General features: G+C 45.6%; 16 protein-coding genes and 5 tRNA genes. 2 read left to right on the forward strand and 19 right to left on the reverse strand.

All coding sequences use genetic code 11. The features are described from left to right. Positions 1 to 70: 70 nt before the first annotated feature. The 16 genes from nusG to ABW391_RS08295 all read right to left on the reverse strand — a co-directional run bounded on the left by nusG (position 71) and on the right by ABW391_RS08295 (position 16,178). Entirely contained in the window at positions 71 to 619 is a 549-nt protein-coding gene (nusG, locus tag ABW391_RS08220; protein WP_353481368.1) for a transcription termination/antitermination protein NusG, read from the reverse strand. A gap of 92 nt (positions 620 to 711) precedes the next feature. Beyond that, positions 712 to 900, reverse strand: coding sequence for a preprotein translocase subunit SecE (gene secE / locus ABW391_RS08225; RefSeq protein ID WP_353481369.1), 189 nt, complete (start codon positions 898 to 900; stop codon positions 712 to 714). Positions 901 to 1,011: 111 nt separating this feature from the next. Next, a tRNA-Trp gene (locus tag ABW391_RS08230) sits at positions 1,012 to 1,084 on the reverse strand. Between the two features lie 128 nt (positions 1,085 to 1,212). Next, positions 1,213 to 2,409, reverse strand: a complete 1,197-nt coding sequence (gene tuf, locus ABW391_RS08235) for an elongation factor Tu (protein ID WP_353481370.1) — start codon at positions 2,407 to 2,409, stop codon at positions 1,213 to 1,215. Positions 2,410 to 2,459: 50 nt separating this feature from the next. Further along, positions 2,460 to 2,534: transfer RNA gene (locus tag ABW391_RS08240), tRNA-Thr, on the reverse strand. A 141-nt stretch (positions 2,535 to 2,675) separates the two neighbouring features. Then, positions 2,676 to 2,751, reverse strand: a tRNA-Gly gene (locus tag ABW391_RS08245). Between the two features lie 11 nt (positions 2,752 to 2,762). Next, positions 2,763 to 2,845, reverse strand: a tRNA-Tyr gene (locus tag ABW391_RS08250). A 75-nt stretch (positions 2,846 to 2,920) separates the two neighbouring features. Continuing rightward, positions 2,921 to 2,993 (reverse strand) — tRNA-Thr (locus ABW391_RS08255). Between the two features lie 446 nt (positions 2,994 to 3,439). Beyond that, complete coding sequence (hpf, locus tag ABW391_RS08260) at positions 3,440 to 3,733, reverse strand: ribosome hibernation-promoting factor, HPF/YfiA family (protein WP_353481371.1); 294 nt, start codon at positions 3,731 to 3,733, stop codon at positions 3,440 to 3,442. Positions 3,734 to 3,795: 62 nt separating this feature from the next. Further along, positions 3,796 to 4,689, reverse strand: coding sequence for a tyrosine-type recombinase/integrase (locus tag ABW391_RS08265; protein WP_353481372.1), 894 nt, complete (start codon positions 4,687 to 4,689; stop codon positions 3,796 to 3,798). A gap of 178 nt (positions 4,690 to 4,867) precedes the next feature. Beyond that, positions 4,868 to 5,770, reverse strand: coding sequence for a Uma2 family endonuclease (locus ABW391_RS08270; RefSeq protein ID WP_353481373.1), 903 nt, complete (start codon positions 5,768 to 5,770; stop codon positions 4,868 to 4,870). Positions 5,771 to 5,962: 192 nt separating this feature from the next. Then, positions 5,963 to 7,306 carry a RagB/SusD family nutrient uptake outer membrane protein gene (locus ABW391_RS08275; RefSeq protein WP_353481374.1) on the reverse strand — a complete coding sequence of 448 codons (1,344 nt, stop codon included), beginning with the start codon at positions 7,304 to 7,306 and terminating at the stop codon, positions 5,963 to 5,965. Positions 7,307 to 7,360: 54 nt separating this feature from the next. Further along, positions 7,361 to 10,411, reverse strand: a complete 3,051-nt coding sequence (locus tag ABW391_RS08280) for a SusC/RagA family TonB-linked outer membrane protein (RefSeq protein WP_353481375.1) — start codon at positions 10,409 to 10,411, stop codon at positions 7,361 to 7,363. A 276-nt stretch (positions 10,412 to 10,687) separates the two neighbouring features. Then, positions 10,688 to 11,248, reverse strand: coding sequence for a hypothetical protein (locus ABW391_RS08285; protein ID WP_353481376.1), 561 nt, complete (start codon positions 11,246 to 11,248; stop codon positions 10,688 to 10,690). Between the two features lie 50 nt (positions 11,249 to 11,298). Beyond that, positions 11,299 to 12,948 carry a SusD/RagB family nutrient-binding outer membrane lipoprotein gene (locus ABW391_RS08290; RefSeq protein ID WP_353481377.1) on the reverse strand — a complete coding sequence of 550 codons (1,650 nt, stop codon included), beginning with the start codon at positions 12,946 to 12,948 and terminating at the stop codon, positions 11,299 to 11,301. Positions 12,949 to 12,992: 44 nt separating this feature from the next. Next, entirely contained in the window at positions 12,993 to 16,178 is a 3,186-nt protein-coding gene (locus tag ABW391_RS08295; RefSeq protein WP_353481378.1) for a SusC/RagA family TonB-linked outer membrane protein, read from the reverse strand. Between the two features lie 427 nt (positions 16,179 to 16,605). Here ABW391_RS08295 and ABW391_RS08300 point away from each other — a divergent pair, with 427 nt between their 5' ends. Together ABW391_RS08300 and ABW391_RS08305 are read left to right on the forward strand one after the other, a co-directional pair. After that, a complete protein-coding gene (locus tag ABW391_RS08300) occupies positions 16,606 to 17,664 on the forward strand; it encodes a hypothetical protein (RefSeq protein ID WP_353481379.1) in 1,059 nt (352 codons plus the stop codon). Between the two features lie 53 nt (positions 17,665 to 17,717). Continuing rightward, positions 17,718 to 19,265, forward strand: coding sequence for a PD-(D/E)XK nuclease domain-containing ATP-binding protein (locus ABW391_RS08305; RefSeq protein ID WP_353481380.1), 1,548 nt, complete (start codon positions 17,718 to 17,720; stop codon positions 19,263 to 19,265). On the opposite strand, the gene ABW391_RS08310 is transcribed toward ABW391_RS08305, so the two are convergent. The 3 genes from ABW391_RS08310 to ABW391_RS08320 all read right to left on the reverse strand — a co-directional run. Beyond that, positions 19,262 to 20,350, reverse strand: coding sequence for a TlpA family protein disulfide reductase (locus ABW391_RS08310; protein ID WP_353481381.1), 1,089 nt, complete (start codon positions 20,348 to 20,350; stop codon positions 19,262 to 19,264). The two genes, ABW391_RS08305 and ABW391_RS08310, sit on opposite strands and share 4 nt — an antisense overlap. A gap of 745 nt (positions 20,351 to 21,095) precedes the next feature. After that, complete coding sequence (locus ABW391_RS08315) at positions 21,096 to 21,809, reverse strand: hypothetical protein (protein WP_353481382.1); 714 nt, start codon at positions 21,807 to 21,809, stop codon at positions 21,096 to 21,098. Positions 21,810 to 21,956: 147 nt separating this feature from the next. Beyond that, the coding region (locus ABW391_RS08320; RefSeq protein ID WP_353481383.1) for a hypothetical protein at positions 21,957 to 22,295 on the reverse strand (339 nt) is incomplete at its 5' end.

Here is a 22,295-nt window from a genome sequence, read left to right on the forward strand (position 1 = left end):
GGTACTGGACAACCACGTAGGGGTACTGGACAACCACGTAGGGGTACTGGACAACCACGTAGGGTTGTCCCTACCCGGTTTTTTCAACCTGCATGAATCCAAGTTCTACTTCGGTACCACGCCCAAAAATCTTTACGATCACCTTCAGTTTTTTCTTTTCTTCGTTGACCTCTTGGATGTCGCCGATGAATTCACTGAAAGGACCATCTACAATTTTGATGGTTTCGCCCACGATAAATGGTTCAATGAGCGATTCACCTGCGGCTTGAGACTCGTCGACTTTGCCAAGCAAACGGTTGGCTTCAGCATCTTTCATCGGTTCGGGCGTATTTTTTCCCAAAAAATGAATGACGTTAGGTACGTTTGCGATGACTTGAACCACTTCAGGGCTAAGTTTTCCAGCCACAGCTTCTACCAAAAGATATCCTGGTAAAATGTTGCGCTCGGAAATGACCTTTTTCCCGTTGCGGATTTTGTAGACCTTTTCTGTAGGCACGACAACTGATGCGATAAATGAATTCCATTCATTGCGCAGAATTTCAGCATCAATGCGTTCTTTGATTTTGCGCTCCTTGCCGCTGATTACCCTTAATGAGTACCACTTTGTACCTTCAGACATCGGTCTTAGCCAATTTATACGATCATTAAACAAACGCCGAAAGGCACTCGACAGAACACATCTGCCGAATGCCTATCGGCACTTTATCTTTATTAAATTCCGTAGACTAAATCCAGTGTGAACTTGGAAATCATGTCCATCAGAAAGACAATAGTCGCCAACATCAACACAGCAATGACAACTGCCACTGCATTGCCCTGTAAATTTGCCCAAGTTGGCCAGGATACGTTTTTAACGAGCTCCTGGTAACTTTCCTTTAAATAAAGTTGAATCTTTTCCATTGTATGGTTTGCTCTTTCCCCACGATAAATCAAATGAACCATTGTGATAAACCATGGATTTATCACGTGGTCGTGTCATTTAATGTAAAATCATTAAATGCGGTGATTTTGCACGGGCAGAAGGATTTGAACCCTCGGCCTACGGTTTTGGAGACCGTCGCTCTACCAGCTGAGCTATGCCCGTGTATCGAAAAATTAAGCACCCCACCTGAGGTGAGATGCTTAACTTTCATTGATATTATGATTATATAACTTAGAATGACTCACCGATTAGATGATGGTTCCAAGCATGGTCACCCCACAAGGGATTCCTTATTTAATCACTTCAGTAACCTGACCTGCACCTACGGTACGGCCACCTTCACGAATCGCGAAGCGAAGACCTTTTTCCATTGCGATTGGGCTCAACAATTTCACGGTCAAAGTAACGTTATCGCCAGGCATTACCATTTCTACTCCATCAGGCAGGGCGCAATCACCAGTTACGTCCGTGGTACGGAAGTAGAACTGTGGGCGGTAGCCTTTGAAAAATGGAGTGTGACGGCCACCTTCTTCTTTGCTCAGTACATAAACTTCACACTTGAATTCAAGGTGAGGGTTTACAGAACCTGGCTTGCAGATAACCATACCACGACGGATGGCTTCTTTGTCAATACCACGCAAGAGGATACCGGCGTTGTCACCAGCTTCACCACGGTCAAGCAGTTTACGGAACATTTCTACACCCGTTACAGTAGATTTCAATGGTGCTTCACCTTCTTTCTGCATACCGATGATCTCAACTGGATCACCAACGTTGATAACGCCACGCTCAATACGGCCAGTAGCAACAGTACCACGACCAGTGATTGAGAATACGTCTTCGATAGGCATCAAGAAAGGCTTATCAGTAGCACGCTCTGGCTCAGGAATCTGAGTATCAACAGCATCCATCAAATCAAAGATGCGCTGTACATACAAAGGATCTCCTTCCAATGCTCTAAGCGCTGAGCCTTGAATAACGGCAGCATTGTCGCCATCAAATTTATACAAGTCCAACAATTCGCGGACTTCCATTTCTACCAATTCCAACATTTCTGGGTCATCAACAAGGTCAACCTTGTTCATGAAAACCACAATTGCAGGAACACCTACCTGACGAGCCAAAAGGATGTGCTCACGAGTTTGTGGCATAGGGCCATCAGTAGCTGCACAAACCAAGATAGCGCCGTCCATTTGAGCTGCTCCCGTTACCATGTTCTTTACGTAGTCGGCGTGACCTGGGCAGTCTACGTGTGCATAGTGACGTGTTTCTGTTTGGTATTCAACGTGAGCGGTATTGATTGTAATACCTCTCTCTTTTTCCTCAGGGGCAGCGTCGATTGAGTCGTAATCTTTTTTCTCTGCCAGACCTTTAGAAGCAAGAACCGTAGTAATTGCAGCTGTAAGCGTCGTTTTTCCGTGGTCAACGTGACCAATCGTGCCAATGTTTACGTGCGGCTTTGATCTATCAAAGGTTTCCTTAGCCATCAGTATAGAATTTTTGGATGTAAGTTAAGAAACAAAAAGTATCTATGACCTGGAGCCAATGAGGGGACTTGAACCCCTGACCCCTTCCTTACCATGGAAGTGCTCTACCACTGAGCTACATCGGCGTATTCCTAGTAACAGCAAAAGGGAGTTGCCTCCCTGTAATGGCTTCAACGAAGCTTTCTCCGCGAAGTCGCCACGAATAAATCCGTGGTTTGGTTTCTTTTGTGCCTCCATCACGAATAAATTCGTGGTTTGAGCTTAAATGGAGCGGAAGACGAGACTCGAACCCGCGACCCTCAGCTTGGAAGGCTGATGCTCTACCAACTGAGCTACTTCCGCTTGTAAAGTTGTGGGGGTGGATGGATTCGAACCAACTCAGTCAAAGACACCAGATTTACAGTCTGGCCCGCCTCTCCACCTGCGGCGCACCCCCTTGGAGCCCATGATCAACCTATTGAATGAATTCATCAGTTGATCGATGAGAAAAAATCGTGTGTTGAGCAACATGAGCCAGCAGAGGGACTCGAACCCCCGACCAGCTGATTACAAATCAGCTGCTCTACCAACTGAGCTATGCTGGCGTGGATATAATAAGCATTGTTTTTTTTAGTTAACAAAAGTCACTTGGTAAGGACTTATAAACCAACAAAAACGAACTGCTTAAAAGGCACATTATAGTAGGTTTTTCAACCTGCTCAAACCACTAATTTTGGTCAGAAATGTCAAGTTTTATAAGCATTTCGGCATCTTTTTCCGAAAGCGATTGCAAAGATAGTGCCTCTTGTAGAATTATCAAATTTTAGTGAACTTTTTTTTCTTTGATTTCTTCTTTTTCAAAGCGTGGGGCAAATATAGGGTAATGGGTTTGATATTTTCAAAGGTTCTTGCTAAAAAGTTTAACGGGTTTAACCAACGTTGCCTGGTTTTGGTTCCTGGCAGGTGGTTAAACCCGTTAAATTAAATTGGAGGGATGCCTGTTGGGGTGCCCCTGCGTGGGCACCCTAGGGGCGATTACATTGGATCGCCCCTACGCGTGTTTTTCTTTGTATTTGATGATTTGTCGTTTTAAGGAATCAACCGCAAGCTCTACTGCTGCCTCGAAAGATTTGTTGGTTACTTTGGCGATCAAGGTTTCTCCGGGTACATTTATTCGTACCTCTGCAATTTTTTCCCGTACCTGTCCTGAATTTTCTAATTTTAACACAACTCGAGCATTGATGATTCGGTCAAAAAACTGATCAATTTTGCTCAATTTCTTCTCGATAAAGTCAACCAATTTGCTGTCAACTTTAAACTGTACTGCTTCAGTGTACACTACCATAATTCAAGAATTTAAAGGGTTAGACCATAAAGATCGATTCTTCATCTGCAAACAAGATGGCACTATTGCGCACCTGATTTGGGATGAGCTTGTTGGTAAATTTTTTTTAGTCGTTCAATAGAGTGGTGGGTGTAAATTTGAGTTGCGGCCAAACTGGAATGGCCCAACAATTCTTTGATGGCATTTAGATCGGCACCGTGATCTGATAAGTGGGTGGCAAAAGAGTGCCTCAGTACGTGAGGGCTGCGCTTTTCCTGCGTTGTAACGGTGCTCAAATAAGCATTTACGATTCTATAGACGAGTTTTGGATAAGCGGGTTTACCTTGATGGGTTAGCAATAAAGCCGTTTCATTAGTGCTTGAGAATGCTGCTGTTCGCAGATCAAGGTATTGCTTCAACAATGTGGCTGTAGCATGAGAAATAGGAATAAGCCTTTCCTTGTTGCCTTTCCCCAGCACTTTGATGGTTTGAGCATGCATATTCAAATCCGACACTTTTAATCCCAATAGCTCAGCTCGGCGCATTCCGGTGAGGTACAACAACTCTATAATGACTTGATCTCGCATAGTGAGGTAATCACTTGGAGTTTCAATCGGGTCGAGCAGTTGGGCCAGGTTTTGCTCAGGCACTACTGCGGGCAGACGCTTGCCCAATTTGGGCAAACTTACTTGCAACATAGGCGAACGAGGGATGATTTTCTCTCGTTGCAAATAGCGAAAATAAGATTTAAGGGTAGACAATTTGCGGCGGATGGTCGAAGCTGCACTCTTTTGCTCCATTAAGGATACGGCCCAGGAACGGATGTGAATATGCTGAATCAAAGTTGGATCAGCAATTTCATATTGGTTTTGCAGGTAAGTAGTAAACTGCAACAGATCAGTCCGGTACGCTTCTATGGTATACAAAGAGAAGCGTTTTTCATACTGCAAGTACCTCAGAAATTCTGTTGTCGTCATTTATTCGGATTGTACAGATCTGAACTAAATATAGAAAATTAGATGGAGAAAGTCAAGGGGTGATTTAACTTTTGGTTAACATTGCAGGGGTACACTTTTGCTAAAATGTTGATAACACGCTGGTTAATATGACATTTTCCTATGTTTTTTTTGCTCTTTTTGTAACCTAATTTCTGGTTCAAATAGCATCTGGATCAATACCCAATTCCTTTAACTTTTGGATTAGTTTTTCTTTCTCTGATTTTTCATGGTCGGCACGTTGCTTTTCTTGATCAGCACGCTGTTGCTCCTGTTCGGCGCGTTGTTGCTCCTGTTCGGCGCGTTGTTGCTCATGATCCGCACGCTGTTGCTCATGATCAGCGCGTTGTTTTTCCTGTTTGAACTGTTTTATCTCCTGTTCAATCCTGGAGGCTTGAGCAAGAATCATCCTTTCTTGCTCTTCCAGCATTTGAACCTTATTTTTCATTTCTTCTCTTTGTTGTTCCAATTCTTCTAAAGCGGTGTTTTGCTCATCAAATAATTCGAGGTAAGACAGAAAAGGTTGTCCATCGGGTCGAAAAAGTTCCAGAATCCCGTTTTTCATGCTCCACCGTACTCCAAGAATTGGGCTTAACCACTCTTCTTCGCTGATTTCTTGCAACACCAAAGTGTCAGTACGACGGGCATAAACTGAAAAAATAAATCGGATGGGGTCGTAGATGTAATATTCTTCTACACCATAGGTTTGGTAAAAGGCCAGCTTTTTTTCCATCTCTTTAGCCGTATTGCTCGGCGAAAGAATTTCTACCACAACCTGGGGAGGCAAATTATTTTCTGCAAATTGAATGTAGGAGCCACGCGATTCTTTAGGGGCGCCGATGGCAATCAACACGTCGGGCGCTACCCGAATATCGATACGGCCTTTTACTGGATACCAGAGCAGGTCGCCCGCCACAAAAACGTCTGGTCGGTCTTTAAAAACTGCATCCATTCCCAGCTTGATCAATGCAATCCATTCCCATTGCAAGGTGTTGTCTGCCATTCGCTTGCCATCTGAGCTGGGGTAAATCTTGTAGAGTTCTTCTTTGTTTAAGGTGCGCATACCTTATTGTTTTCAATTAAAGAATTGCATTATCTCCTCTTTACCCCAACAATTTACATGAAAATAAAGATTATCACAAGCAAAAATAATAAACTTTTGTTTTTAAAATAAATAATTTAAAAATAAAAATAAAAAAAAGAAGCTACCCCTATGCAGAAGTAGCTCCCCTTTAAACTTGACGTAAATAGTAGATTAATACCCAGGATTCTGAGTCAAGTTCTTATTGGTATCCGTTTCCCGTTGTGGAATGGGCAAAACCAGTAAGTTGTCACCAAAAGGTTTGGCCCCTACACTAGCCCGAGTGCGTTTGATGTCATCCAGATAATTGCCTTCAAATGACAACTCGAGGTGGCGTTCTTTCAGAATTGCAGCCAGAGTTGTAGTGCCCAAGGCAGCCAAACCAGCTCTGGTGCGTGTTCTATTCACGTCAGCCAGTGGTGTAGCACCTACGGATGTACCCAAACGTTGGTTACATTCTGCGCGAGTCAGGTACATTTCAGCCGTACGTACGACTGGAACATCACCAAATCGGTCTAAAAATTTGCGGGTAAAAATACGATTACTTGCCGTGGTAGTGAACGTTTTACGCACATCACCAGCTTCAAACAAATCAGTATATTTGGTTTGTATCCGAATGTCACCACGTCCTTGGAATGTTGCTGGCGCGAAATAGGTATTCATAGCATTGGTCCCATCCTGATCCGATACGGCGATGCGGAAGATGATTTCATTGCTCGCCCCACCGGTAGCAAAAACGTCTGCAAAGCTAGCTGCCAATCCACGTGCTCCAGATTGGATGACTTTGTTGGCAGCATCACGAGCCAGCGCGTAGTTGCCTTGCATCAGGTATACCCGCGACAACATTGCAGATGCCGCATCACGCGTAGCAAGGGTAGCATTGTCACCCGCCTTAGTAGCTGGCAGCAAAGTTTCTGCTTTGGTCAAGTCTTCAATAACTTGTGCGTAAATGGCTTGAACACTCGATCTTGAGCGATAGTCAGCATCGGTAATAACCCGGGTAGGGGTAGTAACCAATGGCACCCCTGGATTGGCGTTGTTGTCGCCATCGCCCCAGGTTTTACCCCACAATTTCACCAGCTCGAAGTACAAAACCCCACGGATAAAGCGAGCTTCTGCTTCAACCCGCCCACGATCGGCTGCATCCAAGATACTCAAGGCAGACAACACGTTATTGGCGCGGTTGATGGCACCATAAGCATCTCTCCAGGTTGCGTAGGTTTGGGTATTGCCGGGTGTAATGGCTTTCCGCCAGACTTCATCCAGTGTAGCAAAGGTACCGCCAAAAACAAATTCGCGGTCATCACCAAGTAATTCATTGGTAAATTGAAAACCACCCCCATAAACGTCACCATCGCTAAGGCCATCGTAAGCACCGGTCAGGGTCACTTTTACGTCTTGCGGAGTGGCCAAGGCCAGATTTTCATCGATGGTCTGCGTAGGCGCAACATCCAGTTTGCTGTCGCAAGCCGAAGCCCCCAAAAGGATCAGGGCAAACGGCGCTATATGTTTGAGCATTTTGTGCATTTTCATTTTTTTAAAGGTTAAAAACATTTTGCGCTGTTCCGGGAATTAGAACCCGATGTTAAAGCCAGCCAGGATCGTTCTGGGCTGAGGAGCAGTGTAAAAGTCATAACCTTGTGCAATGTTGGTTACAATGTCATCAGCGTTAACTTCTGGATCCCAACCGATGTAGTTGGTCCAGGTAAGCAAGTTTTGTCCTGTTACAAATAACCGCAAGCTCTGGATCTTGGCTTTGCTGGTCAATGTTTTAGGGAAGTTGTAAGACAAGGTTGCGTTGCGCAAACGGACGAAAGAACCATCCTGAATAAAGCGGCTGGAAGGCTGGGCTCCGTTGTTGAAGAACAAACGGGCTTCAGGAATATTGGTATTGGGGTTCTCTTTCGTCCAGGCAGCCAACTGATCTACAGTTTGGTTGTCTTCAAAACGCGCATTGGCAGAAGAGAAACGACCTACCCCGTAAAAGTTGAGTTCGTTGCCGATTACAGCACTGAACAATACAGACAGTTCAAGACCTTTGTAGCTGAAGGTATTGGTTACGCCACCGATCCAATCGGGAAGTGGGCTACCTACTACTACCCGGGTTGCCTGGCTGTAAGTGCTGGTGGTTTCACGGTTGCCTTCGGTGGCATTTTTGTACCACAATGCATTACCATTGGCAGGATCTACACCAGCGTATTCAGCAGTGAAGTAGGTACCCAATGGTTGGCCTTCTACGGCGCGGCTCATGTTGTTCAAACCAGCCTCGATGATTTGGCCTTGCAGGTCGGTGATCTGGTTTTTATTGGCTGCAAAGTTCAAGCTGGTTTTCCAATGGAAAGCACCTCTTACTACATCGGTGTTCAATACGACTTCTATCCCCTGGTTGGTCAATTTACCAACGTTACGGAATTGAGTGGCAAAACCTGTAGTTGACGGAATGTTTACATTTAACAACAGACCAGTGGTGCTCTTGCTGTAAAAATCGATTTCCCCAGTGATGCGATCCTTGAACAAACCAAAGTCGATACCTGCGTCGAACTGATCAGTGGTTTCCCAGCTCAAATCAGGGTTGCCCAACTGGGAAGGACGCTGACCAGGAGCGCCATTGTAACCAGCGTCACCCTGGAAAAGTCCCAACTGTGGGAAGTTGCCAATTTCTGCGTTACCGGTACGGCCATAGCTGGCCCGCACCTTCAGGAAGCTGATGGCCTTGTTGTTGTTCAAGAAGCCTTCTTCGGAAACAATCCAGCCCAAAGAAGCGGCAGGGAAGAAACCATAACGGCTTTCTTTACCAAAACGGGAAGAACCATCCGTACGTACACTTACACCCACGAGGTATTTATCGGCCAGTTTGACGTTGGCACGTGCAAAGTAAGACAAGAAGCGGAAGTTGGTTTCGGTAGATTCACCGTTTGTTTTGCGGGCAGCACTGGCAATCTGGCGATAGGCGTCAGAAGGGAAATCCTGGCCTTCGATGAAGTTGGTCTTCTGCTGTGATTGCTGATAAGCCATACCCGCTGTCAGATCCAGTCGGGTTTTACCGAAGCCTGTATTGTAGGTAAAGTAGTTGTTCGTGTTGTAGTTTTCAACCCGGGTGAACAGGTTTCGCCCCAACCCCAGGGGTGCACTAAAGTTGCGCTGGGTTTTGCTGTTGTAGTACAACTCCTCTTGTTGATCCAATAGGTCCAGTGCAAATTCTGAACGGAAGCTCAAACCATCCAGAATGCTGACTTGCGCATAAACGCTGCTCAAGTTGCGGTTGGTATTGGTGTTGTAATAGGCGTTGCCAAGGTTGATCAGTGGGTTATAGTACACCGGAATGCTGATGTCTCCAGGAGGCGTACCTACTGGCAAACCTGTATCAGGATCGTTTTGTGGCGTCATTGGAGGCAAAGCCACGATCTGCATGGGGTTGTCAAACTGGCGGTCACCAGAGATGCGTTCGTTGAAAGAACGGCTCAAACTCGTATTGAACCCTACCTTCAACCACTTGTAAGCTTGGTGATCGACGTTGATTCGACCAGAGATGCGGTTCAGCGCATTGCCAATCAAAATACCTTTTTGGTCAAACCATTGACCAGACATGTAAAACGTGGTTTTGTCGTTACCCCCTGAAATGTTCAGGTCGTGCTGTTGCATTGGCGCATCTTGATAGGCCAGCTTACCCCAATCGGTATCTTCAGCCTTATCCGTACCAAAAGTACCCAAACTTTGGGTTTTGAAAAAATCCTCCATGTAGGTGGTGTACGAGTCTGGATCAGAAGCAGCGAGGCCATCGATGCGGTCAGAGTTTGCCGCAGCCTGGCGATACAATTTCAGGTACTGCTCCGTATTCAAGAACTCCAACAAACGGGCGGGATTGCTCTGGCCGTACTGGAAGCCATAATTAACGCTAGTGCGACCTGTTTTACCACGCTTGGTGGTTACCAGCACTACTCCGTTGGCAGCACGTGCACCGTAGATGGCGGCAGCAGAAGCGTCTTTCAGGATTTCGATGGATGCAATGTCTTGAGGATTAATGTCGGCAAGAGGGTTGGTAGCTCCACCAAATGAACCCAAGTCCGCTGTTGTAGCCGGAATCCCATCAATCACTATCAAGGGCTCGTTGGAAGCGGATACTGAAGATTGGCCGCGTACCCGAATCTGTACAGCCTGGCCCAATTTACCATTACCAGAGGTGATTTGTACACCTGCTGCTTTGCCTTGCATGGCTTGGTCGAAGCTGGTTACGGGCATGTCTTTGATGTCCTCGGTGCGAATTTTGGCGATGTTACCCGTCAATTCGCGCTTGATGGCCGTACCGTAACCCGTTACGAGCACCTCAGCCAAATCGATACCTGGCTGGAGAACAATGGTAAGTTCGGTGCGATTGTTTAGGGCTTCTTCCAAAGTTGCAAAACCAGTATAGGAAATAACCAGAATGGCATTTCCGGTTGCAGTGACTTTGAAATTTCCGTCAATGTCTGATACAGTGCCAATGCTTGTCCCTTTTACCATGATGCTTGCACCAATGAGTGCATCGCCATCTCTGTCGGTTACTTTGCCACTGATGGATTGTTGTCCAAAAACAACCGTAGCTCCAAAGAGCAGCAGTGCCAAAGCGAGTAAATGTTTTTTCATACCAATGAATTTGATTTTATTGAATTGTCGAAAATATACATTCAGTCAGGTTGAAGACCTGAGTGTTGCCGTGAAAAAAATTAGGCGTTGTGTTCAAGGGATGGGTAATCTAGAATCGCTGTAAACAACAGAACGTTTGGAACTGATCTAGGGCTGCCTATACTTTTTTTTCAAACCTGCTTATGCAATCTGGCTTACAAAAAAATAGGATCCTGCAAAAATAGAAATGGAGCGCTTAAAAAGCACTCCACTTCACAATTATTTAACAAAAAATTGTTAATTCACTACATTCGCTTGATGAAGAAATGGAGAAGAATAAAAAGCTCCACCGGTAATGTTCGCACCAGTATTGGCGGCATTAAAGGATTTTCCATTGGTCAACTTCATCGTACCACGCACTTCGAAACGATCCGTTGCTGTAAGATCAGCGTCGGTAAGCCCTAACTTATCCTGCATTTCCTTACCCGTAATGGTAATGGTTGCCCGAGGATAGCCTGTAGTCGGATCCTTGGCATAAGCAGATGCAGGGATCGACTTGAGCGCTACGTCCGCCTTGCTACTGGTACCTCCAGTACGGTCAACAAAGCGCACCACTAAATCATAAGAAGCAAAGAGTGCTCCAGCTTCGGGTGTCACAGCTTCGGCAAGAAATTCAATTTTGGTACCAGCCAAGTTGGCTTTGCTTACCGTAAAAGCGGCCACTGGAAAAGGCGTAACTTGACGCATGTAGCCCCCTTGTTCGAAACTGAACTCATCTATCTTCTCGACGATTTCCGTTTCGCAGGATGAAAAAGCCAGCACAGAAAACAACAAACCAATTTTTATAATGCTTTTCATGTTTACATTCGTTTTATCAGGTTGATAAATGAAATACCAGGCCCTTAAATTTACTTGATGAAATTGTTAGCCGGATTTGTATCCCAGAATACCTGTACCGTACTATTGGTCTTTTGCACCGCATTTTTATTTCTAACAATGTAGTCTAACGGGTAGTAAAAAGAACGCACAAATGGGCCTACGTTGGGATCCAGTCCTGGTTGTTGATTTGCTGGTTTCCCGGTTCTGCGGTAGAGGTTATAGGCCTCAATACCGTTGCCGTGCAAGGCCAACCAATATTCGGTGGCGATGATGTTTAGTTTTGCATCGTCGCTGGCAGCAGCATCATAATCAGCTAGTACCTTATCCACATATTTGGTTACTTCGGTGGCCCAAACAAACCCTTTGCTCGTTTCGAAAGCATTGAGTTTGCTCGCTTCACTGGTTCCCAGCGCCAAACTGCGTACATCCGCCATTGATTTTTCAATCGCAGATTTTAGCAAAGCTTTTGGATCGCCGCTGGTTTTAAGCACCAATGCCGATTCAGCCAACATAAAATCAACGAAAGAGCGCATCATGATGGGGTGAATACCTGCACCACCGGCACCAGCATTCAAAGAAACCCCTTTGCCTGCGTCGTCGTCGTACAAACCGCCAGCAGGATAAAGCCCCCAAGCCGTGCGCAACAAACCATCGGGTGGAATACCCTCATTGCTCAGGTGGTCACGGCCCCAATAGCCCACGCTGGTAGGCAAGCAGAACACATCATTTTCCCCATAGTGACCTGGCTTTTGGTTGGTAATGCAGCGCAATTGGTTGACGTCAGTTGGGTTTTTGATGGTTTGGCGGTAGAAATAGTAACGCATCCGAGGATCAGGGAAACCTTTGGAATTGTACAGGGCGCCCATGTAGGAATTCGACTGGTAATCGCCACCACCCGTTGGGCCGTATTGTCCACCGTAACGTGGATGACGGGTGTCCGGGTTGGTCAAGTTGGTTCCGTATTTGAAGGCAAAGTTTTGCGCAGTAGTGGATGGTAGTTTGTTTTCCGTTACCAGCGCATTGATTGCTGTAGTTGATCCCGCCTTATTGACCAAACGAAGCGTCAAATGGAGCTTCAACTTCATGGCATTCACCAAACGAATCCAGCTATCGGTATTGCCGCCATAAAACAAATCACCACTTGCTCCAGACTTGGACTTGGCAGCGAAATTTTCCGCAGCTTTGTTCAAATCAGCCAAGGCAGCAGCGTATACATCTGCAGCTTTGTCCACTCCAGGGTTGAAATTAGCGGGGTCGATGGCTTGTGAATAAGGAACGTCGCCGTAGACGTCCACCAGGTTCATCAATATATTGGCACGAATGGTACGTGCAATTCCCGCATGTACGAACAATTCCCCTTTTTCGGCCAATGGTATTATTGCACTGATGTCGGCCAGCAAATTGGCATAGGCGGTATTCCAGAGTCCGTTGGTACCTCCAGGGGCAACGGCGTTGTCGTAAATGGCTGCACCCTGGTTCAACATGCGAGCCAGGCGCATGCCTGGATCACTAAAATTGTTGAAACTTCCGGCAGAAGCTACTTCGATTTGATTGAGAATGAAGTTGATGTCGGCATTGTTGACGGTTACCGCGTTGGGGTTGTCCAGCAAATCCAGATCGCAGGAAGCAACCAACGTTACCGTCAATACCAGAAACAATATCTTGATATTACGTATCATCGCTTTGATTTTAAAAGACCAAATGTTAAACATTCAGTGTCAGATTAGAAGTTCAATTTCAAGGTACCCCCAATTCTTCTGGAGCTAGGTCCAGTCAGGAATTCAAAGCCCAAACCATTGCCTACACCCAAGCCCAGGTTGTCGGTGTCGAAGTTCAAACCTTCAGGGAAATAAAGCGCCTTGTACCAAAGATTGCTTCCAGAGATGGCCAAAGAAATTCCTTTGAATGGCGTCTTGGAAATCACTTTCTGAGGAAGGCTGTACGTGAGCGATACTTCTTGCAATCTGATGGTTGAGGCGTCATAGACACGAGCTTGATCCCCAAAGAAATAAAGGTTATTGAAACCTACGTCAGCAGCAGTAACCTGAATGTCGTTGGGCGTTCCATCCGCTTTTACCCCTGGGAAGATGAAAGTTTGAGCACGGTCGTAACCATTGCTCAAGCCCGTATCTTCGGTCAAACCCCGGCCCATCAGTGCACCCGCGGTACTGCTGTACATGGCACCACCATGACGGTAGGTAATCATGAAGTCAAGCGAGAAGCCTTTGTACGTAATGCCATTGATCAACCCGGTGGTAAAGGCCGGGTTGGGATCGCCCAAAACAATAGGTGTAGCCGTAGCCTGGAGGTAACCTCCACCATCAACCAGAAGTTGACCCTGGTCGTTGCGGCGATAACCCGTCCCCTTGATAATGTTGAAAGGTTTGCCCACGATAGCGAAGTTACCCAAGCCAGCGAAACCAGAGATTTGTACCTCTTTCAAGGTTCCCCCCAGGTCAAGCACTTCAGGTGTATTGCGGCTGAAGGTCAGCGTAACATCCCAGTTGAAATTTTTGGTTTTAACTGGTGTTCCAGTCACACTCAATTCGATCCCCTGGTTGCGAATTTTACCAATGTTGATGGTTGTAGCCGTATAACCGGTAGCGGGATCAAGTGGTGCGCTAGTGATCAAATTACGAGTATCTCTGCGGTAAGCAGTTACATCGAAGCCCAAGCGGTTGTTGAACATTTTTCCTTCTATCCCAAATTCGAATTCGGTATGCAACTCAGGCTTCAAATTTGGGTTACCCAGGTTGTTGTTGACCGAATGGCTCTGAATCGCCCCGCCAGCGGTGTTCAACCAGGCTCTGGCACCTTGATTCAGGATGTTCCGAGTTTGATACGGGTTGGGGAATCCAGCCGAAGTACCTACACCGGCACGGAGTTTCAAGAAGTTGAAAAATCCACCGTCCAACCCTGAGAAAGCAGAAGTAGGGATGAAGGACAAACTTGCCGATGGATAAAAAATCCGGCGGTTTTCAGGTTCAACCGTTGAAGTCCAGTCGTTTCTTCCCGCAAAGTTCAGGTAGAGGAAGTTGCTGTAATCAATGGTCACTTCCCCAAAAATACCCATCCGGGTTTGCTCCTCGATGCCATCACTACCAACGTTGTCGATAAAGTTGCTGTGGCGGAACAAGTTACGGGCCAATTGGTTTTGACTGCTTATGCCATCCGATAGAAGCACATCGTTGCGCATGTTACCCCCCAATCTAGCGGCGATGGTCAATTTATCAAAAACGGGTTTCGAGTAAGACAAGATCACCGAGTTGTCCCAGATGGTGTTGGTAAGGTTCCGGGTAAAATAAGCTCCCGTTGGGAATTGTACCCCACCCTTGTTCAGCTGGAACTCCTGGTCTTCTGAGTAAGTGTCCAAACCCACTTTGTACAGCAAATTGAAATCTTTGGCAATTTCAAAATTGAAGGTGGTTGCCGAGAAAATCCGGTTGACCACCCCGGTAGTTTTGTAATTTTCCAATACCCAGCGTGGGTTAGGAATGTCGTTGCCAGCCCGGAAATAAACCGAAGCACCCGTTACCGGATCCGCATAAGGCCAATTATTCAAATCGACCTGACGTGGGGTGTACAACACGTTGGCTAACACGGAAGGAAAGTCGTTCGCGTTGTTTCCAGTACCAGAGCTCAATGGTGGAGAGTACTGATCCGTATTGGCAAAAGTAAAGGAGGTCACCACCGAGAGTTTTTTGGTCAACTTGGCATTGATACCCACGCCCAGGTTGAGTTTTTTCAAGCCGTTCCCAGGAATATACCCTTCTTCGTTGACGTAACCGCCCGACACGTTGTAGCTCATGTTTTCACTTCCGCCAGAAATGTTCAAAGACGTGTTGTAAATTTTTCCGGTGCGGAAGAAGTCTTTTACATTATTTGGAGCCACCTGTATTTTGTAAGGGCTCACCGAGGCTACGTAATCTGCCTGACCTGCCCGCAGCGCAGCATTGGACAAGAGTGCATAAGGGTGGTTGGTTAGGGATGACGAGGTATTCTGAGAGGGATAAATCTGGGCCTCATTGAGGGTTGGACCCCAGTTGCTGAAGAACTGGCCAATGTTTTGCTGGAAACCACCCACATAGTCGTTTTGGTACCGAGGTAGGTTCGCGGTGTTGGTAAACATCGATTGCGTAACGCTAAACTCGGCTTTACGCGATTTCTTACTGCCACTCTTGGTCGTCACCAGGATTACCCCGTTACGACCCTGGTCACCATAAGTAACCGTAGCCGCCAAACCCTTCAATACACTGATGCTTTCAATGTTGTTGGGATCGAGGTCCAAAAAGCGACTGGAAGCCGATTGTCCCCCACCGGTGAAACCACCCCGTGAGTTGGTTGAGGAGTTGAATGGAACGCCATCCACTACGAATAGAGGCTGTACCGATCCGGTAATGGAGGAGTACCCGCGAATAGTGATGTTGGTACCTGTGCCCGAAACCCCGGAAGTAGAGGTGACGTTTACGCCCGGTACTTTGCCCTGAAGAACCCGACCTACATCCGCTTGTGGGCGGTCTTGGAGTTGATCTTCGCCTACAGTAGAAACCGCGTATCCCAGGGCTTTTTTCTCCCGACGGATACCTTGAGCGGTAACAACCACTTCGTTCAACTGCTGAGAACTTTCTTCCAACACTACATCAATAGCGTTGGCTGCTCCAAGCGCAATTTCCTGAGTGGTGTATCCGGTGTAACTAATCACCAAAATGGAGGTGTTAGCAGGGACACTCAAAGAATAAGAACCGTCTACTTCTGTAACGGTACCGGTTGTGGTTCCCTTGGCAAGAATACTGGCTCCGATCAGGGCGCCACCACTCTTGTCCGTCACTTTGCCTGTGATAGCTCGCTGTGCTATAGCAGAAGCCGTAGCAAGGGCTACCAGCGCAAGCGCTAGTAAGTGTTTTTTCATACTAATCCGATTTTATCTGTTTGTAAAACTAATCCTTCTCCAAAATTAAGTCATTGTTCAAATATGCAATAACATTTTCTGGATTTTTTAACAATGACGGAATAAACGATCAAAATTTAGGCCAACGGGGAGTGTTTTTTTTCAGATTATTATTTGGTAGTAATGCTATTAAATGCTTACTCAGTTGGGATTATTTTAAAAATACCGAATGTTGTTGCATTTTATTAACGAAAGGATGAAAAATTTCGCTGCTTCTTGCGGTAAACTGCAAGTTAACTAATGACGGTTAGCCGACAATTCAAACCCAATCCAAATTCCGTTTTTGCTAACTTGCGGGGAAAATATCATTTTTTAAACATTTCCTTATAAAATTACTTTCTTGACAAAAAGAATATTTTATTTATCTTTGTAGTCGAAACAGTTGAATATGGAAAACGCCAATCCAAACAATAGCGAATACATCATCATTCCTAACCCCATTTACGATGTGGTATTCAGGTACTTAATGGCTGATTATGAAAGTGCGCTGATTGTACTCTCAACGCTCATTAACGAAAAAATCAAAAAACTGCATCTCGAACCCCTTACCCACCCCGAAAAAAAAGAACCAATTAATACAATCAAAGATCCTAAAACCGACGATGATGTGCGGCTTTTTCATCTCGATTTTACCGCTACCATCGAGTTGGCCGACGGTACGGAAGAATTGATCATGATTGAACTTCAAAAAGCCACTGAACCAGAAGACATCTTTCGATTCAAACGTTACATCAGCAAGAATTTTCAGCAAAAAAACATCGTCGAAGTCACGGATATTCAAACCCAAGCCATCAAAATCGTAGAGCGCCCAATTCGGTTGATTCCTATTTTCATCCTTAATTTTCGCATCGAGAATGAAATCAATGACCTACTCATCAAAATCAATCGCCTGAAAACAGGTGTTTTTAAAAACGAAACCCTGAAAAAACACAATGAATTCATTGACAACCTGAGTTACGATATGCTCGTGGTGCAATTGCCCAATTTGCACAACATCAAGGAGGAGGAATACTTGCATGATGAATACAAAAAAAAGCTGTATGCACTACTGAAAATCTTTGATCAGAAAGAACAAGTCAAAAACAATGAGCATCGCCTGCGGCTGATCCGCAAAATGTTCCCCGGTTTTTTGGATCGAGTCATTGCCCGCCTACAAGCCGCCGATAGCGAAAATCCAGACCTCGAAGAAACCATGTTTATCGAGGACGAAATTTTAAAGGTGCTTATCGATAGAGACAATAAGATTGCCTTTTTCCAGGAGAAATTTGAACTGACCAAGAACCAATTGAACACAACCAAGGACCAATTGAACACAACCAAGGACCAATTGGAAAAAAAGAACGAGTTAATCCTCAATATTGCCAAACAACTGAAAGCAACTGGTGCGTCAAACGAAAATATCCAGGAACTCACAGGGCTGTCAATTGAGGAGATCAATGATCTCTAATCAATTGGAAAATTGAGATGTAGATACCAACCGTAAGTCCATACCTTTGTACCATGAAAAACCTACCCATCGGCATTCAAACCCTCACGCAAATCCGGGAAAAGAACTGCGTGTATGTGGACAAAACTCCACTGGTGTACCAAATGGTGAGTGAAGGAAAGTATTATTTCCTCTCGCGGCCCCGGCGTTTTGGCAAATCCCTGCTGGTTTCTACCTTGAAAGAACTTTTTGAAGGCAATAAAGCGGTGTTTGAAGGGCTGTGGATCGAGAACCAATGGGATTGGACGAAAATTCACCCGGTTTTGCATTTTTCGTTTGATAAGATGGGCTACGGAGAAACTGGGTTGTTGGCTGTACTCAAATCAGAGATTGAAGACCGTGCCAGTTTTTTTGGAATAAGCCTCGAAAAATCCGACATAAAAGGGCAATTTTCTGAGTTACTACAAAAATTATTTAAAAAGCATGGCAAAGTTGTGCTCCTGGTTGATGAATACGACAAACCCATTATCGATTTTTTGGAAGACCACACCTTGGAACAAGCCAAGGCCAATCGGGACATTTTAAGAGATTTTTATGGCATCTTAAAAAGTGCCGACGAACAATTGGAACTGGTTTTCATCACGGGTATTTCCAAGTTTTCCAAAGTCTCTATTTTTTCCCATTTGAATAATTTGAGAGACATCACCCTATCGGGCCAATACGCTACCCTCACCGGATATACTCAAGAAGAATTACTCCATTATTTCGCAGATTATTTGAGCAAAATTCAGGAAAGCCTGCAGGTATCCAAAGAGGTTTTGGTGGAAAATATCAAGACCTGGTACAATGGTTACTCCTGGGATGGGGTACACAGGGTGTACAACCCCTTCGGAACCCTCAATTTTCTCGCAGACCAAAGCTTTCAAAATTATTGGTTCGCCACGGGTAGCCCCCAGTTTTTGGTCAAACAAATGCGGCAGTTGGCCTGGTACAATGTCGAAAACGTGGTGGTGAGCAACCTCATTTTTGAGCGTTTTGACTTAGAGCACATCGAACTGATCCCCCTGCTTTTTCAAACCGGCTACCTGACCGTCAAATCAAGGGATGTGATGACGGGCGACTATGAACTGGATTACCCCAACAAAGAGGTGCGCGAAAGCATGTACCAACTCTTAATTGACGATCTGGCTAAAAATCCAAATCGTAGCCATACTGGTCGTACCATCAAAGACTTGAAACAAGCCTTCGAAAACAATAGTCTGAAGCAAGTTCGTGCCATTCTCAATTCCATCCTGGCCGATTTACCTGCCGAAACGTTCGACAAGCAATCGGAGGGTTTGTACCATGGCCTGGTGCACCTGATCTTCAACTACCTCGGCATGTACGCCGACAGTGAAGTGCATTCTGCCCAGGGTCGGGCGGACGCGATTGTGCAAACGGCAACCCATGTATACATTTTCGAATTCAAATTCAATAAAACGGCACAGGAAGCCATCGAACAGATCCATCAACGCAATTATGCCGCCAAATATCAGGCGTCGGGAAAGGTCATTACAGCAGTGGGCGTAAATTTTAATGGTAAAGAAAAACAGATTGATGATTGGTTGGAGGTGGGGATTTAGCGCTTCTTCCAATCCTTCAAAACCGAATCCAGCCGAATGGCATCCACGTTTTTCATCGCTACTTTCCCGTCAGGGCCTACCAAAAAATTGAAAGGGATGCTGTCAATTTTATAGGCATTGACCGCCGCGCTGCTCCAACCTTTTAAATCGGCGACAACTGGCCAGGGAAATTGTGCGTTTTGTAGCGTGTTATTCAACATATCCGGGTCTTCATCCAGCGAAAAAGCCAGCATTTTAAAGCCAGTATATCGGTACTTTAGATACAGAGCTCTTTTTTGCTCCAATTGTGCCAAACAAGGGGCGCAGTAGCTCGACCAAAATTCGAGCAAATAGTATCCCCCCTTCCACTGAGCGGGGCTTTGAGTTAGACCATTTCGATCCACAAAACTGGCGGAGGGCAGGCTATCTCCAATCTCGTATTCTACCTCAAAAAGGGCTAAATAGTCTTTGGTCTTTTGGATAAAGGCAGCCATTTGTGGGTGCTGCTTGAAACGTTTTTCCAGACGGGTAATAAAAGCTTTGTGTCGGCCTCGGTCATTGCCAAAATCCAGTTGCTGCGCAATGAACAATGCCGCTAGCGGACTGGTGGTCGTATCGGCAAACTGAAAATAATTGTCCATCAGTTGTTGCTGCAAAACCGTACTCGCCGCCAGTAAGGAAGACGCGTCGCCAATCTTGTTGTTGATTTTGTTGTTCAAGATGGTCATACTATCCTGGAGTGGATTCTGGACATGCTGCAAATGTTGTAAGGCCAAAGAGCCTTTAGATCCCTTAGTGGTATAGGTTCGGACATCAACCGCATTGATGTTGGTTTGAATTTCAGGTACATCAGCGATGAAATACAAACTGCTGCGCAGGCTGGGAATACTGAGTTGGTACAATGTCTCACTCCAGGGCGATGCATCCTGTAGGGTAAACTGCGCATCGAGCTGGGTATTGCGAAAAGAATCAACCAGTGTGGGAGCCTGGTTATCCACCAGGCGATACAGGTAAAAGGTACCGGGCTGGGCGTTGCGCAGGGAAACCTTAAGTTGGAAGGTTTGGGGTTTGGGGGTACAGGATGAGAAGAGGAGGAGGAAATTCAAAGTGATCAGCCACAGGGTTTTGGGGATGAATGCATTATGGTACGGTAACTTTAGAACCCCAAAACCTGGGTCTATTTTGGCACATTTTAGCATGGCTAAAAGCCCTGCTAGGGGCGAAATATGGGTAGCAAATGGTGATTCTCGATGTTTCCGAAGTCCCGTTAGGGACGGAATGTGGGTATTTTGAGGGCAAAAATACCCACATTCCGTCCCTACGGGACTCTGGAAAACGGGACCGTTGTTTTCTACCCATATCACGCCCCTAGCGGGGCTTCTGTTGCGCGAAAAAACAAAATCCGCTGGTTCTGAATCTAATATTTTCGCACATTTTACCGTAGTTTCAGCCTCCCCTACCCCTAAAGGGCTACGATTAGGACACAGAATTGAGCATTTTTTCATAATCCTGCATTTGTCTCAGCCCCCCCGACTCCTAAAGACAGGGTCGATTGGTTCTAAATTGAGCAGAGTTTTTAACCCCGAAGGGGTGACAGGATTATAGAAAAAATGGCATGAGGATACATTTGAACCCCGAAGGGGTGACATTATTTGACCGTATCCTCGCCGTTTTATTTCATAATACCACCCCTTCGGGGTTTCTCTTAATGAAATAAACACGGTTATTTTGCTATAATCCTGTCACCCCTTCGGGGTTGAAACCAGAACCAATCGACCCTGCCCCTTTCAGGCGTCGGGGGTTCGTAAACGCTGATATTGTTTTGCACTGAATGTACCCTATTTTATTGTATCACAACCCATTCACCTCATTCGCAAAAGCAGCCAAGGTTTTTTCGTCAATGTTCTTTTTAGAGGTCACCAGTTTCACGATGATAGCCTGGTGCTGAGGGAATAGTTTGAGCAATTCATCCCGGGTCATTTTTTCAAACCCCTTTACGCCGATTTCAGCATCGACAAAAAAATACACATTCTCATTGCGGTATTGGGTGGAATAATCTCCATTGAAATTGCGGGCGTAGTCGTTTTTATTCACGGGGAGCGCTTTTGCGGTGCGTAGTCTTAGCAAGGCTATTTTACCGGAGGTACTTCCGCCCATGAGTTGAAAAAAGACCTTATTGGTTTTGTCGATAGCGATGCTTTTTACAAAACGAATCGAGTCGGTGCCATTGAAAATAACAAAGCGACGCACGCTGTTGTTGTCGGCAACGATCATTACATCTTCATCTTCTTTTTTTAGGTACAATTCATTCCTCTCGTAGTCAAAATTGAAGGCATAGCCTTCTTTCACCACTTCACTACCGCGCGAAAGTGCCCAGCCTTTGGCCCATTCTTCTGTTTCAAACCGATCTTTACCTCCTGCAGTTTTGAAGTTCGTTTCACTTGCTTTGGTGTTGGTTGGAGAACTGGCAGCAATGATGAAATCTCGAAATGACCTTGCCTGGGAAAAGCTTGCATGCGAAATCAACACCATAATGAAGAGATAGAATAGATTAAACAGTCTCATTTGGGTATGTTTTAATAGTGTAATAATAGAACGCTAAAATACACAAAAAATTTACGTGCTGTTTTCATTCTCGTACAAATAAAAAGAGCCCATTTGAACCTTACGGCGCTCAAATGGGCTACTTTATTTACAATTAAAAACTTTCAATTAAAGTTTTTTCCAAGTCTCATAAATTTCCCGAGAGTACTGAGCTTGCCCAGAAGAACCACCTGCATAGCCATAGTGGAACTTAAAGGTTTTGGTCGCAGCATCGTAGGTATTGGGGAACAATGCGCTGGTAAATCCACCTGGGCCTGGATAGCTAGCATTGCCGACGGGATTTTCCAGGGTCATGAACCCAGCAGAAGGTGCCGCAGGAGTTGATCCCACACTTTCCCAACCAGTAACGCTAGCGGCTACATTGAAGCGGAAACCCCAGCCACCGAGGTCACCAACCTGGCCTTCGCTACGGGTACCAGACACAGTAGATAGGTACTTGGTTGCGCT

The sequence above is a fragment of the Haliscomenobacter sp. genome (assembly GCF_040403615.1).
Lineage (GTDB): Bacteria > Bacteroidota > Bacteroidia > Chitinophagales > Saprospiraceae > Haliscomenobacter.

Bases quoted from the DNA above. Each gene is read 5' to 3' on its own strand.
- nusG (WP_353481368.1), bottom strand. From the start codon at position 619: ATGTCTGAAGGTACAAAGTGGTACTCATTAAGGGTAATCAGCGGCAAG.
- secE (WP_353481369.1), bottom strand. From the start codon at position 900: ATGGAAAAGATTCAACTTTATTTAAAGGAAAGTTACCAGGAGCTCGTT.
- tuf (WP_353481370.1), bottom strand. From the start codon at position 2,409: ATGGCTAAGGAAACCTTTGATAGATCAAAGCCGCACGTAAACATTGGC.
- hpf (WP_353481371.1), bottom strand. From the start codon at position 3,733: ATGGTAGTGTACACTGAAGCAGTACAGTTTAAAGTTGACAGCAAATTG.
- ABW391_RS08265 (WP_353481372.1), bottom strand. From the start codon at position 4,689: ATGACGACAACAGAATTTCTGAGGTACTTGCAGTATGAAAAACGCTTC.
- ABW391_RS08270 (WP_353481373.1), bottom strand. From the start codon at position 5,770: ATGCGCACCTTAAACAAAGAAGAACTCTACAAGATTTACCCCAGCTCA.
- ABW391_RS08275 (WP_353481374.1), bottom strand. From the start codon at position 7,306: ATGCTCAAACATATAGCGCCGTTTGCCCTGATCCTTTTGGGGGCTTCG.
- ABW391_RS08280 (WP_353481375.1), bottom strand. From the start codon at position 10,411: ATGAAAAAACATTTACTCGCTTTGGCACTGCTGCTCTTTGGAGCTACG.
- ABW391_RS08285 (WP_353481376.1), bottom strand. From the start codon at position 11,248: ATGAAAAGCATTATAAAAATTGGTTTGTTGTTTTCTGTGCTGGCTTTT.
- ABW391_RS08290 (WP_353481377.1), bottom strand. From the start codon at position 12,948: ATGATACGTAATATCAAGATATTGTTTCTGGTATTGACGGTAACGTTG.
- ABW391_RS08295 (WP_353481378.1), bottom strand. From the start codon at position 16,178: ATGAAAAAACACTTACTAGCGCTTGCGCTGGTAGCCCTTGCTACGGCT.
- ABW391_RS08300 (WP_353481379.1), top strand. From the start codon at position 16,606: ATGGAAAACGCCAATCCAAACAATAGCGAATACATCATCATTCCTAAC.
- ABW391_RS08305 (WP_353481380.1), top strand. From the start codon at position 17,718: ATGAAAAACCTACCCATCGGCATTCAAACCCTCACGCAAATCCGGGAA.
- ABW391_RS08315 (WP_353481382.1), bottom strand. From the start codon at position 21,809: ATGAGACTGTTTAATCTATTCTATCTCTTCATTATGGTGTTGATTTCG.